The sequence below is a fragment of the Desulfosarcina cetonica JCM 12296 genome, from assembly GCF_001311845.1.
GTDB lineage: Bacteria > Desulfobacterota > Desulfobacteria > Desulfobacterales > Desulfosarcinaceae > Desulfosarcina > Desulfosarcina cetonica.
This window is the reverse complement of sequence record NZ_BBCC01000028.1, coordinates 32,319-48,166: the sequence shown is the minus strand read 5'-3', so window position 1 is coordinate 48,166 and position 15,848 is coordinate 32,319. Positions and strand designations below refer to the sequence as shown.

The window sequence follows — 15,848 nt, the reverse complement described above, 5'->3', positions numbered from 1 at the left end:
CCCGTTCCCCGGCCGGTGGCGGTTTCCGGCGGGATCCCGGTGGCCGCGCTGATGATCGCCGATGCGGCCGTGGTGTTGCCGATGCCCATTTCACCCAACCCGATGATGTCGAGCGGCGTTTTCGCGTGGGCGTCGATCACGCACCGCATGCCGGCTTCCAGGGCCTGGACGGCCTGCTCCCGGGTCATGGCTGCTGCCAGGGCGAAGTTGCGCGTGCCGCGGGCGATCTTCTTGTCGATCAGGTTCGGATGGGGCGAAAGATCGGCATCGATGCCCATATCCACGATACAGGTTTCGATCCCGTGGTGGCGGCAGAGCACGTTGATGGCCGCGCCGCCGTTGAGGAAATTGTTGGCCATCTCGGCGGTGACCGAAGATGGATACGCCGAAACGCCTTCCTCGGTGACGCCGTGGTCGGCGGCAAAGACAAACAGGGCCTTATGATCGATGCGGGGGGAAAGGGTGCCCTGGATCAGGCTCATCTGGATGGCCAGCTCCTCCAGGCGGCCCAGCGCCCCCAGGGGCTTGGTCTTGTTGTCCATCTTTTCCCGCGCGGCGGGCAGGTTCTCGGTGGCCGGCGCGGTGATGGCGTCACGGACCCGCCGGTAAAGGCCGGAGGATGGCCCAGAGGATATGACCGAATCCGCGATCGGGGTGGTTTGGGGTTGAACCGCATTGGGTTTTTCGGCATTTCCCGTAAAATCCAGGATTACCTTGAAAAGCTCGCCGGCCAGCACGCGGGGAAGTGTTTGGGGGAGTGCTTCCGGCGGGATGATGGCCTCCACCAGATGTTCCAGGGCCGCCTGGTGGCGGCCGATCAGTTCCAGGGCGGCCCTCATGTCGCGGCGGGTCAGCCCATAGGCGCCGAAAACGGCGGCTTCGCGATAGTGCAGCAGGTTGAGCAAATTGCTCTCGATGGTCTGGTTCTTTTTCAGGCCGCTGAAAAAGGAGAACCGGCCGCCCTTGGCCAGCTTGGTGATTCCCTGGCTGAAGGCAATGGGATCGGGACAGGCGTTGATCACCGCGTCGAACTCACTTTGGTGGGTTTCGCGCAAGGCGGTGATCTGGGCGCCGCCAGAAAGGCGGCGGCTTGGCGATCTTGCGGGCGTCCTTTTCGATGATCAGCGGTATGGCGCCTTTTTCCCTTGCCGCCAGGGCGGCGATCAGGCCGACGGTGCCGCCGCCGAAAACCAGTACCTGTTCACCCGCTTGCAGGTCGAGGGCTTCCAGGGCATTGAGGACGCAGCCCACCGGTTCGGCGAAGCAAACCTGATGGTTGGCGATGCCGCCGGTACCGGAATCAGACTTTCGGTGGGTGCCAATACCGTGTGGCTGAATCCGCCATCGAAATGAAAGCCCATGATCTGCATGGATTCGCAGAGATTTTCGCGTCCGCCGGTGCAATACCGGCAGTGGCCGCAGACGCGACCGGGCCAGACGGTGAAGGCCCGGCCCTCTTCGTCTTCGGCCAACAATTCGTGCCCGGGCACCCGGGGAAAGACCAGGTCGCGGTGTCCCTCGTGCCACATCTTGGCATCGGTGCGGCAGATCCCGCAGTAGCGCACGAAGAGCCGGGTCATGCCGGTTTTGGCCTCAAGGGCCGCTGTCGGTTCGATAGCGATCCGTTCCAAACCCCTTAGTACCAGTTTCATCGGGCGGGCTCCTCTTGCGGTTTTTCGTCCAGTGGCGCCTCCGTGAGGATCAGTCGGTAAATAACGGCTGCATGAATTCCCTGGTGCGTGGCGTCAGCCAGATGGACTTTCACCGTTTCCAGTTGCGCCATGGGAAAAACACTGGCCTTGTCCAGTCCCACGAGCGTAAATTCGCCCGCTTTGATGCGCAGATAGCGGGCGCCTGATTTGATGACCAGCAGTTCCATGGTCGTGATCCTCTCCTTTAGTCCAATAATCCGCGCAGCCGTGCCAGGCCATCGGTCGGCTGTCGGTTTTGGGCGGCGACCCAGCTTCCAGCGTGGTGAAGGCCTTGCCATCGTCAATGGTTCTGGCGGCACAGGCCATGCCTTCGGGGATCGTATCCACCTTGCCGGCCACTTTCAGGATCAGCGCGGCGTTGAGCTCGAGAGCCTGACGGCGGGCGCCGGTGCCGTTTTCGCGGCCCTGGATCAGGGCCACGAAGCGTTTTGACTCGCGTTTGAGATCGTTTTCCGGGGCCAGATCTGCCGGATCATGGACAGCCAGACCCAATTTGGCGGGCTGCAGTTGGTATTCGTGGAACTCGCCCGTTTCGGTGAGCTCCGCACACCAGGTGGGGCCGCACACCGAGGCCTCGTCCATGCCCTTGCCGGTGCCATCCACCGCTCCGTGGAACACGATGGCGCGCGCGTAGCCGATGGCCTTCATCACCCGGATCACCGGTACGATCATTTTCCGGGCGTAGACCCCGCGAACCCCGATGCGGGGCATGGCCGGGTTGGCCAGGGAAGCGGCGATATTCAGGGTCGAACCGAAATGGATCTGGGAGAGGATGCGTCCCAGGGCCTTGGGTGGATGTTGGGACTCATGCCGTTGAACAGGCCGATGCCGGCGCTTGAAATGCTGCGCGCCACCAGGTTGGCATCACATTCCACATCCACGCCCAGGGCTTCGGCCATATCCACCGTGCCGCAGACCGAGGTGATGGCGCGGGCACCGTGGCGGGCCATGGAGACGCCCACGGCGGCGGCCACGATGGCGGCGGCCGTGCTGATATTGAAGGTTTTGAAACTGTCCATGCCCGTGCCGCTGTTTTCCACTACCGGCAGGCCCATGGCCGTATCCACCTTGACCGTGTCCAAGGTGTAGATCGCCTCCCAGGCGCCGGCTACTTCCGCTTCGGTTTCGCCCTTGGCCCGCAGGGCGGCGAGAAAGGCGCCTTGCTGCATGGCCGTGGTGCCGTCGTTCAAAATGGTGGTAAAGGCTTCTCGGGCTTCTTCCCGACTAAGATTCTGGCGGTCGATGAGACGGGTGATCCAGGTTCCGAAGGTTTTGTCCGTGATCATGGGCTGCTGACTCCATTGTGCAGATCAATGAATGGGCCGGACAGGGGGTGGGGGGCGCTGTGGGGCATGCCATGAAAAAACCCGCGGCAGCCAATGCCTGTATCCCTTCGCCTGAACGACCGGACGAAAACGATACGGACAGTTTCCAGCGGGTATCCGTGGTGGCGGCCTTTATTAAGGTACCGCCGGGCAATCAACAGGCAGGCTTTCTGGCTTACGGGCGTTTTTTTAGTTCCTACTGACCGCGCCTTCCCGTCGACGATAAGTCGACAGTGGCATCGTGCGGCGGTCGTTCCCGATCACAGCAACGGCTGGTATGCGATGGAATCACACCATCTTTCCTTTTAACGGGATGCGCGACGTCACGCATTCCCGCACCTGTTATCGTCTCCTTAACGTAAAAAGACGGCGCTTGTCAATTTCCGGGAAAACTTAAACCGTGATGCGCCAGCAGCGGTGAATGGTTTTGCGTTTGTTGCGGTAGTCTTCGGGAATGGTTTGCTCCGTGATCTCCTCCACCCGGGTCACGGGCAGCGTTTCCATGCGGGGGATGAAATCCTGATGGTTGGTGGAGAAAAAAAGCGTGGCCTGGGGCCGCAACAGCTCCACGACCATCGAAAGTAGACGGGGGTGGTCGACGAGGATGTCGAAGGCCGCGTTGCGGACCTTGGTGGTGGAGTAGGAGGGCGGGTCCACCACGGCAAGATCGAACTGCCGGCCCTTGCGGCGGGCCTTGGCCAGAAAGTCGAAGGTGTGCGCGTGCACCAGCCGGTTGCTTTCCGGGTCGATCCCGTTGAGCTTGAAATTCTCACCGGCCCAGGCAATCGTGCTCTTCGACCGATCCACCGAAACGGTGCTGCGGGCACCGCCCTTGGCGGCATAGCAGGAGAAAGACGCCGTATAGCAATACAGATTGAGAACATCCTTGCCGGCGGCCATTTCGCGGACCATCTGGCGGGTATCGCGATGATCGGCGAAGAGCCCGGTATCCACGTAATCGTACGGGTTGACCAGGAACCGCAGATCCCGTTCGCGCAGGACGATTTTCTTGTCCGTATAATCGATTCGTTCGTAGCGCTTGCCGTCCTGCCGGCCGGCCCAGCGCTGCTTGAGATGCAACCGTTCGGCGGGCACCTCCATGGCGTCCGCCACGGCCCGGCCCATCAGGGGCAGCCATGCGGGCGTCGATTGGCGCCGCATGTATTCGCCCACGACCAGGTGGCCGCCATACCAGTCGACGACGGCGCGGATTTCGGGGATATCCCAGTCATAGAGTCGGAAAACATCGATCTGCTGGCGAGCGAAACGCTTGTAGAGATGTTTGAAGCGTTTCTTGACGCGGTTGGCCAGCATCTCGGCCTGCTGCGTGAAATGCTCGGGAAGGGGGGTGTCGTTCATACGCTCCATCGATTTTGGTAATCAAAATGCCCGTTCATATGGCTTTCGCGCCTGAATTGTCAACCGGTCCGGTGACCTGTCAAAATTTTACCATAATCATGGATGACCGCGTTGGCACCTCGGTGGTTTGGACTTTACAGTTGTTTCGCATTTCCCTTACGATATTTTTAGGGGCGGCCATTTCCACCCGGCACCATTCAACAGCCGGCCCCTGAAATGCATGTTCCATTGATCCTTCACCCCCCACCCATTCGTTCGAGGAGACGCGTTATGAAAAAGAAAGTGCTGGTCGCTGTGGATGATTCCCGGCATTCGGAAAATGCCCTGCGCTATGCCGCCGGACTGCATGGTACGGTTCATGAGATGAATCATGTGCTTTTCCATGTTGAACCGACGATCTCCCAATACCTTTTGGATGAAGCCCGAACAAAACCCAGCGCCAACGCCGAACTGCAGAAGTTGATGCGCAACAGTCACGATGCGGCCCGGACGATGCTCGATCGCTACAAGGCGCTGATGGTCTCCCTGGGCGTTCCGGAGGATAATGTCCAGCCGATGTCGCTGCCCCGGAAATTCGGTGTGGGCAAGGACATCCTGGAATACGGAACGGCCCTGGTTTACGATGCCATTGTCGTGGGGCGGCGGGGAATTTCAGGATTGACGGAAGTCTTCATGGGCAGCGTGAGCACCAATATCGTGGACAATTCGCAGCTGATTCCCGTCTGGCTGGTGGATGGAAAAGGACCCTCGAATGCCGTGATGGTGGCGGTGGACGGATCGGAGAGTTCTCTGCGGGCGGTGGACCACCTGGCTTCATGCTGGGCGGCAATTCCGAAATTTCGATCACGTTTTTCCATGTCGCTCCCCGGTTGGGTGATTTTTGCCCCATCGACTTCAACCAAAAAGACACCTCGAATCTCGAAGCGGTCATCCAACAGGGCGGCAAGGCCTGTATCGACCGCTTTTTTGCGCATGCCCTGAAAAAGCTCAAGGATGCCGGTATCGAGGAGCGGCAGGTGCGTGTCGATGTGCGGGACGGCGGGTTCAGGGTCGGCAAGTCGGTCCTGGAAGCCTATCGCAAAGGCGGGTTCGGTACCCTGGTGGTCGGTCGACGGGGCATGGGCAAGCAGTTTTTTACCGGCAGCGTCAGCCGATTCCTGGTCAATCAATTCTCCGACGGTGCGTTGTGGGTGGTTCCCTGAGCATCGCTTCGTCAAGAAATACAGATTGCACTTTAAATCTTCTAGGACCGGAGGCGCCCGCCAGGTGACCACATTTCCGACAGCTTTGCCGATCAAGGCAGCGCCCAAGGTCGTCAAAATTGATATTTTGCCGTTTCTTGCATCGAGATTTTCAGGTGGAACGAGACAAAAGGTGAACACTTCATCGCTATCCACATCTTTTATGCATATCCGAGCATTTACTTTTACCGTACAGGTTTTTTCTGGGCTTGAGGGGGTGCCCTTCATTTTGTGTAGATCCATTGTGCCTCCGTTGCTGCGCAGCCTTCCTGAACGCCGGCGACAGCCTACGATTCAATTGAGGTTTGCCGGAAATATCCTTTCGACTGCAATGGCGCGATGCTTTCGGCGTAGCCGATACGTGCCTGGCTGATGGCCCGGACGATCACCAATCCTCGCTGAGTGACGATAAAGGCATCACCCTCTTCGAGCACGTAATCACGGATGTCACGTTCTTGCGTGATCCAGACCCGGCCACGAAGGCAAAACAGCGTTTGGTATTTACGTTTACCCATTAGCCGCCACTTCTGGCCGGCAGTCAAATCGATCACCGTGTCCGGATGGGGGCTGTTTGCCAGAAAAAAGTGTTGATGAACATTCAACGCGTTTCCATTGTCATTGATTCGGTGTTTCATTGCTGATTCCTTTCAGTCGTCCACTTTCTCGCAGTTAATTTTCCAATACAGTACGACTTTCTGCAGCCCGGCAAAGCCGGCTTAACGTATCATCAAAGAAAGGCGGCTGAATGTTTGTCTTGAGTTTTTCGACGGCCTTTCTCACCAATGTGATGAATTCATCGCAATGCCCGGGTTGGCCGTTTTGCAACAGATCGCAAAGTGTATCGCCTGCGATTACTCTGGCATCATAATAAACGTTGTCATCCGTCAAAATGGCGAGAACGGCAAAAATCAATTTCTTTGAAGGAACCTTGATTTCTCCAAGACGCTTAAGCACCACTTCGCGAAGCCGCCAATTTCCCTTGAAACGCAAAATTCGAATAATGCCAGGTTGGATATTTTCCAGCTGACCACCATTTGCCAATTCCTCGAAATGGTCGATAACCGGTGCCCAGTCTGTAAGGTTTCCAAAAGGATCGGGTTTCATCGAATAATGCCTTTCGTTTATTGCCATTTTACGTTTTCTTGATGCATTGTTTCTGAACGGTATCGTTGAGCAAGGGCGATGCCAGTCGCCATGCTACTTGATTAAATCCTGTAATTATTGAATAAAAATGGTTTGCCGGAGATGGCCTAAAGATGAGACTGGGCGAAATCGCCCGCGATGAATTCCGGCGGTTTTGTTTAACCCGATGGATTTAAATCGTTTTATCTGCGTGTGCGATATCGCCCGAATGGGCGATTATGGCACTCAAGGCGGGGACAACTTCCTGAAAAGCGCTCTGCGAGAGATACCCAGCAAGGCGGCGGCCTTTGTCCGATTACCATCGGCTTGACTTAACGCTTTGGAGATGAGATCTTTTTCCACTTGTTCGATCGCCTTGCGAAGATCCAAATCGGATCTTGCAGCAAATGCTTTTTGCGTTTGCCCGGGAGACAAAAAATCAAGGTGTCCCAAAGTGATGTATCTTTGCAGGACGTTACGCAATTCACGAACATTTCCTGGCCAATCATAGGAAACTATCGCGTCCATGATGTGTCCTGGAACTCTTTTCATTGCAGCGGGTACTTTCATTTGTCGCAAAAAATGCTCGACTAACAATGGCAGATCTTGCTTTCGAAGGCGTAAAGGGGGGAGCTGGATCTGGATTACTTGGATGCGGTAGTAAAAGTCACTTCTCATCAAACCTTTGCCGACATGATTATCCAAAGCCGAATGCGACGCTGATATAATCCTGAAATCAGATTGATACGGTTCGGTGCCACCCACGGCATGGTAGCCGCCGCCTTCGATCGCGCGTAAAAGCTTGGCCTGCATATTGACGGTCAACTCGGTCACTTCATCTAAAAACAAAGTCCCACCGTCGGCCATATCCAAATACCCTGGAGAATTGGCATGGGCGCTGGAAAAAGCACCTTTACGGTGTCCAAAAAATTCCCGTTCAAACAAGGACTCCTGCAGTGCGCCACAGTTCACGGCCACAAAGCGTTTACTTTTACGATCGCTGAAATCATGGATGGCTCTGGCAACGAGTTCTTTGCCAGAACCGGATTCCCCAAAAACAGCAACGTTGGCATCCGTCGCCGCGGCCTTGAGGATCAACTCATACACCTGCTGCATCGCCGGAGAGTGGCCAAGAATGCCGCCAAGTCTGAAGCGTTCCTTCAAAGAAGATCGCAATACGCGGTTTTCGTTATCCAATTGATCTGCCATATGCTGTGCGGCCAACTGTTGTTCTTTTATTTCCGTGATGTCCTTGAACGTGGACAGCAATGCGGGATTCCCCCGGAATACGATCGGACTATGGCAGACCTGAATCCAAATGCGCTTATCCGGCCGATCGAGCATGAAAATATCTTCCACTTTTTTTCGATGATTCCGTTTCCCACCGCGCCATAGAGTCGGGCGATATCGTCAGGGACCGTCGCGGGAAGGTCACGCAACGATTGGCCGATCAGTTCCTGAGCCGATGGGACTTTGAATATTTTGCCAAAAGCGGGGTTAACATATTGAAAATGAAGACCTTGGACCAGGGCGACACCTTCGGCCACCTGCTCGGTAAGGATGCGATAACGGGATTCGCTTTCCTTCAAGGCCTCTTCAGAGCGCTTTAACCACAATACCTTGCTTAATCGTTCCCCAATTGCCCGTAGCAGGTGGCCTTCTTCCTCAAGAAAAGGGCCCGGGTCGCATGCCGGTGGTTTCTTCAGGTAATAGACATCCAGGGCGCCGACGTGTTTTCCATTTAAAATAATTTGTGCATTTTGGTGCCAACGCGCGGTTTTGAAATTTCTGGACTTGAATTCCTGGCCGTCAATTCTAATGCGTGCACATGCATAATCCGGATATTGCCAGGCCGCGGGGATGAGTTCGACGGCGCGTTGCATGATCCATGATAGCGACACGTCCTGGTTTTCTAACAGGTTTGAAATGCCGTACAGACAGTTCAGCTCCTTTATGCGTTCGGTTAAAGCATTCGGTGCCGCTGAAACAGATAGCGGCCGGCAATTATCAAGCATCATCGTATCTTGGGAAATTCCGCTTGCTGGAGGTTTCTTTTTCATGGCCGGTTTACTTTCGAAAATACTTCTTCTTACAGGAAAAGAAAAAGCAACCACATGACAACGGTCGGAATGGCCGCGGCCAGGAAAATGCCGCCGGGCGAGACCTCATCGTCGAAATAAGGCTTGAGGATGCTCAGGCCCGCCGGGTTGGGCGCATTGGCGATAACGGTCAGCCCGCCGCCGGCCACGGCGCCGGCCACGACAGAGTACTTCATGGCATCTGAAAAGTCAGGTACCAGGGTGCTGAGAAAGGTAATCGCGGCGTTGTCATTGAAGGCCGTTAAAATCGTGGCGCCCAGCATCAGGGGAACTTTGCTCAGGTTGCTCAAGACCGGTTCGATCCACCACCCCTGCAGCCCGCCGTGGATGACCAGACCGCCGAGGAAAAAGCCCACCAGCAACGCGGGCTTCAGGTTGATCCGGTTCTGGTAGGGCGCGCTGACCTGGGCGAAGCCCAAGAAAAAGAGGATCCCGGGAATGAAAAAGGCCGGGTCGTGGGCATTCAGGATCGTCCAGCCCATGAACGCCAGATGCACGACGGTCACCCACACGGGGATCGGGTCGTCGCGATGGTCCCAGTCCGGATCGATGAACGGCGGCCGCTCTTCCGGCGGCAGCAGGCCGGGAAGGTCCCTGCGCATGCGTCGCAGTTGGATTTCCTGGTTGCGTTCCCGAAAAGCCGTGCGGGCCGTTTCAGGATCGATGCCTTTTTGTTTCAAATCCACCAGGGCCTCGCGTTCGAGTCGCTGATTCAGTGCTTGGCGGGCGTCGTCGAGCTGGCTGGAGAATTGTTCCACGATTTTATATCGGTTTTCGAACTCGCTGGCACAGGCGTCAAACTGTGCTTCGACATCCTGCCGTTTGAGATAGCGTTGCTGGATTTCATCCTTGAGACGCTCCATGGCAAAGGGGGCCTGAAGGGCTTTCAACTCACTGCGAAAGAGGAGAAAATAGATCAGATTGGCCAACAGGACACCGATGATCGCCTTCCAGCCGAAGTGGCTGAACATGAAGACCGTGTTCCAATTCCAGGGGCCCGATACCATCAGGACCGGCGGAGCGGCATAACTGGTCAGGGTGCCGCCCACCGAGACATTGACGAAGAGCAGGCCCAAGGTGGCGTATTTGAATTTTTTAGAAGGCGACAGAGCATAGATCTTTTCGCCAAGCAGCATGGCGGCGATGGTCATGGCCGCCGGTTCGGTGATGAACGCCCCGAGCAGCGGGCCGATGGTCAAGATGGCCCACCACCAGGCCGTGAGTGATCCGCCCAGCAGGCCGGCCACCTTCCACATCAATCGCTCGGAAAGCCTGAGGATCGGCCGCGTGGCGGCCAGCGTCATGATGACGACCACAAACATCGCTTCGGTGAAATTGACCCCGTGAATGACGTAGCTTTTGGCGGTGGGCCAGTCAAAATAGAGCACCAAGGCGCCTACCAGGGCAGCGGCCCAGATGCCGAACACCGCTTCCACTTCACCCAGAAAATGAAACAATTCGGCCCCGTGGTGGACCGATTCACGCGGTGCCATGCCTTTTTTGATTCTTTCCGCGTGGTCATGGTGCCAGCGGTGGGCGATCACCATGAACCGGCCGGTGAGAAACGTATGTACGATGGCCCCGATAAATATCAGGGTCGCGATCAGGTTGAAGGGCTCCTGGCGGATCCGGTTGGCGAGGATGCCGGGAATGCTGTCCATGTGGCCGTCACCGTAGCTGTCCAGACTGGGCGGAAATGCAGGCGCGGTGCCTGACGAACCGCCGGCGGCCATGGCGACGGTGGCGAAAGCCAATACCAAAAAAGAATCAGTCTTAGGGGGATCGTTTTCACATGCGTTCTCCTGAACCTGGCGACAAGGGGGCGCCTGCCTGCCGCGGATTGAAGCGGCCAAATACCGCAAAATTCATTATTAAAAAAAAACACGACGCAAGGGCAAGCGGAAGTCGCAATGGCGCGCCTGCGCCCGGCCCTTTATTTGTCCGCAACGGTTATCGAATGCCATGTGCGATTGCCCTGAACGCCGTTCCATTGTCGCTTGACTTCTGACCGGCATATGGTAAGAACAAACCACATTTTGTTTTCGTTTTTATTTAACCTATTGAAATAATAATATATATATCCTTATCGGCACGATCGGACGACGAGATGGCCGCCGCGAAGCGGCTTGCCCGAAACGGAGCATTCAATGACGCAAGTGTTCATTACGACCCTCGGTGGGCTGGGCCTTTTTCTCCTCGGAATGAAGACGATGACCGAGGGCCTGCAGATGTCCGCCGGTAAACGGATCAAGGCCATTTTAAGTGCCGTGTCCTCCAATCGGGTGCTCGGTTGCCTGACCGGCACGGTGGTGACGGCGATGGTGCAATCCTCGTCGGCGACCACGGTGATGCTCATCGGATTTGTCACCGCCGGTTTGATGACCCTGCAGCAGGCCGTGGGCATGATCCTGGGGGCCAATATCGGTACCACCGTCACGGCTCAGTTGATCGCTTTCAAGCTGGAGTCCCTGGCCCTGCCGGCCATCGCCGTCGGGGTGGTGCTCAAGTACTTTACCCAACAGAAAAAGACGCGCTACATCGGCGATGTCATCCTCGGTTTCGGCATCCTGTTTTACGGGATGACGGTCATGAAAAATGGGCTTGCGCCGATCAAAAGCGATCCCAATTTCATGAATTTTTTCACCCGCTTCGATCCCAGTTCCTTGCATGGATTGCTGCTTTGCGTGGTGGTCGGTGCCGGATTGACCATCATGGTGCAATCCTCGTCCGCCACCATCGGCCTGACCATGACGCTTGCCAGTCAGGGGCTGCTTGCTTTTCCCGGTGCCATGGCCTTGGTTTTGGGTGAGAATATCGGAACAACGATTACCGCCGAGTTGGCCACCATCGGGTCCAACAATATCAACGCGCATCGCGCCGCACGGGCCCACACCATGTTCAACGTGATCGGCGTGACCCTCATGGTGAGTGTTTTTCCGCTGTTTGTCAAACTGGTCGAAAAGATGAGCCTGATGCTCGGTGCCGGGCCGGTGGATGAGATGGTTGGCGGCGACCTTGTCAACATGGCGCGTTATATCGCCAACGGACACACCCTCTTCAACGTGATCAACGCCTCTTTTTTCCTCCTTATCCTCCCTTGGCTGATCAAGGTGGCGATCTTGCTCTCCCCCAAGGAAGAGGATGAGATCGACTATTACCGTCTGCCCAACTTCGGCGACCGGCTCATTGACACCCCCATCGCCGCCATTGTCGAAACCCGCAGCGAGATCCTGCGCATGGCCGAAACGGCCAATTATACGTTCCGCAAGACAGTCAAGCGGCTCAGGGATCGGGATTACAAGAAGCTGGCCAAGTGGCGCAAGGTGGAGAACCATCTGGACGATATGCAGCGTGAAATCCTGGCCTACCTGACCCGCATCTATCAGAGCGATGTGAGCGAATCCGAGGCCAAGGAGGTTTCCAGCCTCATGCGCATGACCAACAATATCGAGCGCATCGGCGACTCGGTGGAAAACATCGCCCAATCCATCGAGGACATGATCGAAAACAACCTCACCTTCACCGACTCGGCCATGGTGAACCTGGAACAGCTGGTCACCGCCGTGGCCGAGTTCATGAATTTGCTCACATCGGCCATGCGCCAGCGGCCGGCCAATTTCATGAAGCAAGCGGACAGGCTCGAAAATACCATCGACGCCTTGCGGGAACAGTTCCGTGAAGAACACATCCAGCGTTTGCGTTCCTGCGAATGTGGGATCGACCAGGGGCTTGTCTACGTGAGCCTTTTGACCAATTTGGAAAAGATCGGCGATTATTGCTTCAACATCGCCGAGGCGGTGGCGGGTAAAAAATAGCGCCTATCCTGGCATGCCGGCCCGTCAACGGATGCTGGATGAAGGCAGCCCCCAAACGAACATGCGGATCCATTCGAAGCCGAACAGCATCAGCTCCCGATCGCTGACCCGCAGTTTTTTCACCAGATTCTTCTTCACCCGATAGCGTTTCAAGAAGCTGCTCTGAAAAACGAATTCGCGAAAGCGGTCGATATTGTAGGCGGCCATGAAGGCCATTTTCCCCTTGGGGCTGCCCATCCCGTTGGAATCCCACGGATTTTTTTCAAATAGCGCCTTGACGGCGGCCCAGCGGGCGGTCATTTGGTTGTACGTGGCGGCTTCCTGATCGTCGGCCCAACTGGCCAGGGTCCAGGTCTGGGTTTCATGCCGACCCTGGCAGAAGTCCGGGGGGCGGAAAAAGCTGACCCTTTCCGATGTGTTGGAATGTGCCTTGAAAAGCATGCCGTGTTCGACCGGAAACGTCCGGCAGGTATCGGGGCGGTCGGGGTACACCGTGCAACCCGCCGCACTGAGAAACGGACAGGTCTGGGCGTCGTTGTCCGCCATGCGTAGCAGCACGTCGGGAAAGTGATTGCCTGGACGCATGACCACATCCACATGTTTTTCCAAAAACGGGTCGGAATCCATTTCCAGTGCCCGCCGCAAGCGGAGCACGTCATAGGGGTAGAGAAACAGATTCAGGTTCCGGCAGCATTGGTTGAAGCAGGCCAGGTCCTTGTGGCAACGGAAGTGAAACGTATCGCCGGCCTTGAGCGGCATGCCCGGCAGTTTCTCGATCATTTCTGGGTCAATGGATTTCATGGGCGTTGTCCGTGAGGATTTCCAGCATCTGGGAGATGGTCAGTTTGATTTTTTTGGCGTATCCGGTTTCGTGGCGCAGTTTTTTTTCAAGGGTGGCCATTTCCCGATAAAATGGCGTGCGATCAAAGGGAATATAGTCGGTTTTTCCCTGTTTTCGGCATTGCTCGAAAAAGGCGTCACATCCGGGGTTGCGGATGATTCCCCGATCGGGACGATGCAATTCATGCGGAATTCCATGCAGCCGGCAGATCATGGGCCGATGGGGATAAAGCCGGCATCGACCGTCCTGGTTCAGCGGGCACATGATGCGGGCACTGCTGCCGGCCTGATCGGCGGCGGCCATCTGTTGGTTGACCGCCTGGGCCCGGTCCCGGATGTCGCGCAACGGGTCGCCGGCCAGGGTCCGCAGCCCTTCCTGAAGATAAAGCATCTCCAACAGGGTGTGATGGTAAAAACGGGTCTGGCAGCAGTTGTCGACACAACCGTCACAATGAAAGCCATACCGGTCGGCCACGGCGTCGTAGGCCCGATCCATGTTTTGAAACAGACGTTCCAGTCGGTCCAGCAGCGGTCGGTAACGATCGCGACGTGTCAGCAGGGTCAGCGGCATATCCGTCTCTCGGTATTCCGGTGGGTTATCAGATGGTGGGCGATGGAAAGAAGATCTTTTGATAGAGGTCGAGGGCGTGGCGATCGGTCATGCTGGCAATAAAATCGCACACCACCTGTTCCCGGCCCTCGCCGTTGTGCAGACAGCCGGCAATGCCCATGCGGGCCAGCTCGCTTTCCAGGACCGCCTCGTTTTCCAAAAAATAGGCATACAGTTCCGAAAGAATTTTTTTGGCCTTGATGAATTCACGGTGCACGCGGTGGCTGCGGTATACATTTTCGTAGAGAAAGGCGCGCAGCGTCGTCATGGCATCATAGACGTCGTCGCTCATGGCCAGGTGAAGTTCACCGTCGGTCGCTCGGCTGGAAAAGACCAGATCCCGGATCATGGTGGTGGCCCGTTCCTGGTGTGTTTTGCCGATCGTCCGGGTGCAATTGGCCGGTACCTGGCTTTCCTGAATCACACCGCTGCGAATGGCATCGTCAAGATCGTGGTTCAGGTAGGCCATGATGTCGGCGACGCGTACGATGCGTCCTTCCACGGTGCAGGCCAGCTCCTCGGGATTGTCGGGGATGATTTTGCCGTAGCCCTTGGAGTGCTTGAGAATGCCGTCGCGAACTTCATAGGTCAGATTCAGGCCGCGACCATTGTTCTCGATGACGTCGACGACGCGCAGGCTCTGCCGGTGATGGGAGAAGTTTGGCGAATGGATCTCCTGCAGTACGGTTTCGCCGCCGTGTCCGAAAGGGGTGTGGCCCAGGTCATGCCCCAGGGCAATGGCTTCGGCCAGGTCTTCATTGAGAAACATGGCGCGGGCGATGGTCCGGGCAATCTGGGATACTTCCAGGGTGTGGGTCAACCGGGTGCGGTATTCATCGCCCAGCGGGTTGAGGAATACCTGGGTTTTGTGTTTGAGCCGCCTGAAGGCGTTGGAGTACACGATCCGATCTCGGTCAACCTGAAAGACGGTGCGGATGGGGCAGGGTGTTTCCATCCGTTCACGGCCACGGCTTTGGGCGCTTTGGCAGCCTAACGGAGACATGAAGTTCTGTTCGCGTTTTTCAAACTGCTCGCGGAGATTCATGGTATCCTGGTTGTAGTCTCTCGAACCTTGTATTAATTTAAAGTCGTTATGTACTCACAGACAAAAGGCTTTGTAAATAGCTATGTTGGCGGCTGGCCGGATAATGAAGGAAACGCCGTCGGCCAATGCAAACCATCAGATGAATGGAAAGGGTTGCGATGGGAGGACATCACTTGATATTGGGAACCATCCGTGATTTCATTACCGATGAAGTCCGGGAAGAGACCCATGATGAACAATATCGTCAGAAAATTGCCCGCTTCCTGGTCGATGAAAAGGGATATCGCAAGACCGACATCAAACCGCACAACCTGTTGATCGTTGCGGCGGGAGAGCGTCGGGGACGGCTGTGGGTGGACTTCGTTGTCGGGCTTGATGATCGGACGATGATGCTGATCAAGTACGGACCGGGGTCGTTGGTGACCCGTTACCGGCCCACACTGGCCATTTCCCGCTTGGTGGCACCGTATCAGATTCCCGTGGTGGTGGTGACCAACGGTGAGGACGCCGATGTCTTGGATGGCGAGACGGGACGGTTGATCGCCTCCGGGTTTGAACGGATTCCCTCCCGGGAAGATTTGTTGAGCCAGTTGACAACGGCACCCTTCACGCCCATCCCGGCCAAGCGGGCGGAGATGGAGGCAGAATCGTTTACGCATTTGAAATCGATGGTGGTTGTC

Annotated in this window: 18 protein-coding genes, 2 pseudogenes and 1 riboswitch; of the genes and pseudogenes, 4 read left to right on the top strand and 16 right to left on the bottom strand. The window is 56.5% G+C overall.

Annotation, left to right across the window (positions count from 1 at the left end):
• The 5 genes from JCM12296_RS09045 to JCM12296_RS09020 all read right to left on the bottom strand — a co-directional run.
• Positions 1-1,055 (bottom strand): nicotinate-nucleotide--dimethylbenzimidazole phosphoribosyltransferase (locus JCM12296_RS09045; protein ID WP_172683821.1); only part of this gene is annotated, 1,055 nt, incomplete at its 3' end.
• A gap of 108 nt (positions 1,056-1,163) precedes the next feature.
• Positions 1,164-1,652 carry an alcohol dehydrogenase catalytic domain-containing protein gene (locus JCM12296_RS09040; protein ID WP_054691704.1) on the bottom strand — a complete coding sequence of 163 codons (489 nt, stop codon included), beginning with the start codon at positions 1,650-1,652 and terminating at the stop codon, positions 1,164-1,166.
• A gap of 93 nt (positions 1,653-1,745) precedes the next feature.
• Positions 1,746-2,450 carry a hypothetical protein gene (locus JCM12296_RS50335; RefSeq protein WP_422698662.1) on the bottom strand — a complete coding sequence of 235 codons (705 nt, stop codon included), beginning with the start codon at positions 2,448-2,450 and terminating at the stop codon, positions 1,746-1,748.
• Between the two features lie 2 nt (positions 2,451-2,452).
• Complete coding sequence (locus JCM12296_RS50330) at positions 2,453-2,998, bottom strand: anthranilate phosphoribosyltransferase (RefSeq protein ID WP_422698660.1); 546 nt, start codon at positions 2,996-2,998, stop codon at positions 2,453-2,455.
• 182 nt (positions 2,999-3,180) lie between these two features.
• A riboswitch (cobalamin riboswitch) is annotated at positions 3,181-3,395 on the bottom strand.
• Between the two features lie 35 nt (positions 3,396-3,430).
• Positions 3,431-4,396: a class I SAM-dependent methyltransferase gene (locus tag JCM12296_RS09020; RefSeq protein WP_054691696.1), complete on the bottom strand. Its 966-nt coding sequence runs from the start codon at positions 4,394-4,396 to the stop codon at positions 3,431-3,433.
• A gap of 270 nt (positions 4,397-4,666) precedes the next feature.
• Here JCM12296_RS09020 and JCM12296_RS09015 point away from each other — a divergent pair, with 270 nt between their 5' ends.
• On the top strand, positions 4,667-5,377 hold the full coding sequence (locus JCM12296_RS09015; RefSeq protein WP_054691692.1) for a universal stress protein: 711 nt from the start codon (positions 4,667-4,669) through the stop codon (positions 5,375-5,377).
• A 35-nt stretch (positions 5,378-5,412) separates the two neighbouring features.
• Positions 5,413-5,598: a hypothetical protein gene (locus JCM12296_RS39730; RefSeq protein ID WP_054691691.1), complete on the top strand. Its 186-nt coding sequence runs from the start codon at positions 5,413-5,415 to the stop codon at positions 5,596-5,598.
• A 63-nt stretch (positions 5,599-5,661) separates the two neighbouring features.
• Here the strand turns inward: JCM12296_RS39730 and JCM12296_RS50325 are convergent.
• From JCM12296_RS50325 to JCM12296_RS08985, 6 genes and pseudogenes are all read right to left on the bottom strand, one after another.
• Positions 5,662-5,865, bottom strand: a pseudogene (locus tag JCM12296_RS50325) (GreA/GreB family elongation factor); the annotation flags it as partial.
• 59 nt (positions 5,866-5,924) lie between these two features.
• Positions 5,925-6,272, bottom strand: coding sequence for a DUF2917 domain-containing protein (locus tag JCM12296_RS09005; RefSeq protein ID WP_054691688.1), 348 nt, complete (start codon positions 6,270-6,272; stop codon positions 5,925-5,927).
• A gap of 34 nt (positions 6,273-6,306) precedes the next feature.
• Positions 6,307-6,741, bottom strand: coding sequence for a hypothetical protein (locus JCM12296_RS09000; protein WP_054691686.1), 435 nt, complete (start codon positions 6,739-6,741; stop codon positions 6,307-6,309).
• A 264-nt stretch (positions 6,742-7,005) separates the two neighbouring features.
• A complete protein-coding gene (locus JCM12296_RS08995; protein ID WP_172683820.1) occupies positions 7,006-8,028 on the bottom strand; it encodes a sigma-54 interaction domain-containing protein in 1,023 nt (340 codons plus the stop codon).
• Complete coding sequence (locus tag JCM12296_RS08990; protein WP_083455985.1) at positions 7,995-8,819, bottom strand: PAS domain-containing protein; 825 nt, start codon at positions 8,817-8,819, stop codon at positions 7,995-7,997. Before JCM12296_RS08990 ends, JCM12296_RS08995 begins: the two co-directional genes overlap by 34 nt.
• Positions 8,820-8,848: 29 nt before the next feature.
• Positions 8,849-10,618, bottom strand: coding sequence for a putative Na+/H+ antiporter (locus JCM12296_RS08985; protein WP_246804097.1), 1,770 nt, complete (start codon positions 10,616-10,618; stop codon positions 8,849-8,851).
• Between the two features lie 387 nt (positions 10,619-11,005).
• Here JCM12296_RS08985 and JCM12296_RS08980 point away from each other — a divergent pair, with 387 nt between their 5' ends.
• On the top strand, positions 11,006-12,673 hold the full coding sequence (locus JCM12296_RS08980; RefSeq protein WP_054691679.1) for a Na/Pi cotransporter family protein: 1,668 nt from the start codon (positions 11,006-11,008) through the stop codon (positions 12,671-12,673).
• 24 nt (positions 12,674-12,697) lie between these two features.
• Here the strand turns inward: JCM12296_RS08980 and JCM12296_RS08975 are convergent, their stop codons facing one another.
• The 4 genes from JCM12296_RS08975 to JCM12296_RS43915 all read right to left on the bottom strand — a co-directional run bounded on the left by JCM12296_RS08975 (position 12,698) and on the right by JCM12296_RS43915 (position 15,476).
• Entirely contained in the window at positions 12,698-13,474 is a 777-nt protein-coding gene (locus JCM12296_RS08975) for a YkgJ family cysteine cluster protein (protein ID WP_054691677.1), read from the bottom strand.
• Positions 13,461-14,084 carry a CxxCxxCC domain-containing protein gene (locus tag JCM12296_RS08970; RefSeq protein ID WP_054691675.1) on the bottom strand — a complete coding sequence of 208 codons (624 nt, stop codon included), beginning with the start codon at positions 14,082-14,084 and terminating at the stop codon, positions 13,461-13,463. The genes JCM12296_RS08975 and JCM12296_RS08970 overlap by 14 nt, the downstream gene beginning before the upstream one ends.
• A 28-nt stretch (positions 14,085-14,112) precedes the next feature.
• Positions 14,113-15,168 carry a deoxyguanosinetriphosphate triphosphohydrolase gene (locus JCM12296_RS08965; RefSeq protein ID WP_054691674.1) on the bottom strand — a complete coding sequence of 352 codons (1,056 nt, stop codon included), beginning with the start codon at positions 15,166-15,168 and terminating at the stop codon, positions 14,113-14,115.
• A gap of 80 nt (positions 15,169-15,248) precedes the next feature.
• Positions 15,249-15,476 (bottom strand): hypothetical protein, encoded by a 228-nt coding sequence (locus JCM12296_RS43915; protein ID WP_054691672.1) that lies wholly within the window; start codon positions 15,474-15,476, stop codon positions 15,249-15,251.
• Between JCM12296_RS43915 and JCM12296_RS43910 the strand changes: the two are divergent.
• A pseudogene (locus JCM12296_RS43910) lies at positions 15,369-15,674 on the top strand (type I restriction enzyme HsdR N-terminal domain-containing protein); the annotation flags it as partial. The gene JCM12296_RS43915 and the pseudogene JCM12296_RS43910 overlap by 108 nt on opposite strands.
• On the opposite strand, the gene JCM12296_RS43905 reads toward JCM12296_RS43910, so the two are convergent.
• Positions 15,638-15,778 carry a hypothetical protein gene (locus JCM12296_RS43905; protein WP_246804096.1) on the bottom strand — a complete coding sequence of 47 codons (141 nt, stop codon included), beginning with the start codon at positions 15,776-15,778 and terminating at the stop codon, positions 15,638-15,640. The pseudogene JCM12296_RS43910 and the gene JCM12296_RS43905 sit on opposite strands and share 37 nt — an antisense overlap.
• Positions 15,779-15,848: the final 70 nt, after the last annotated feature.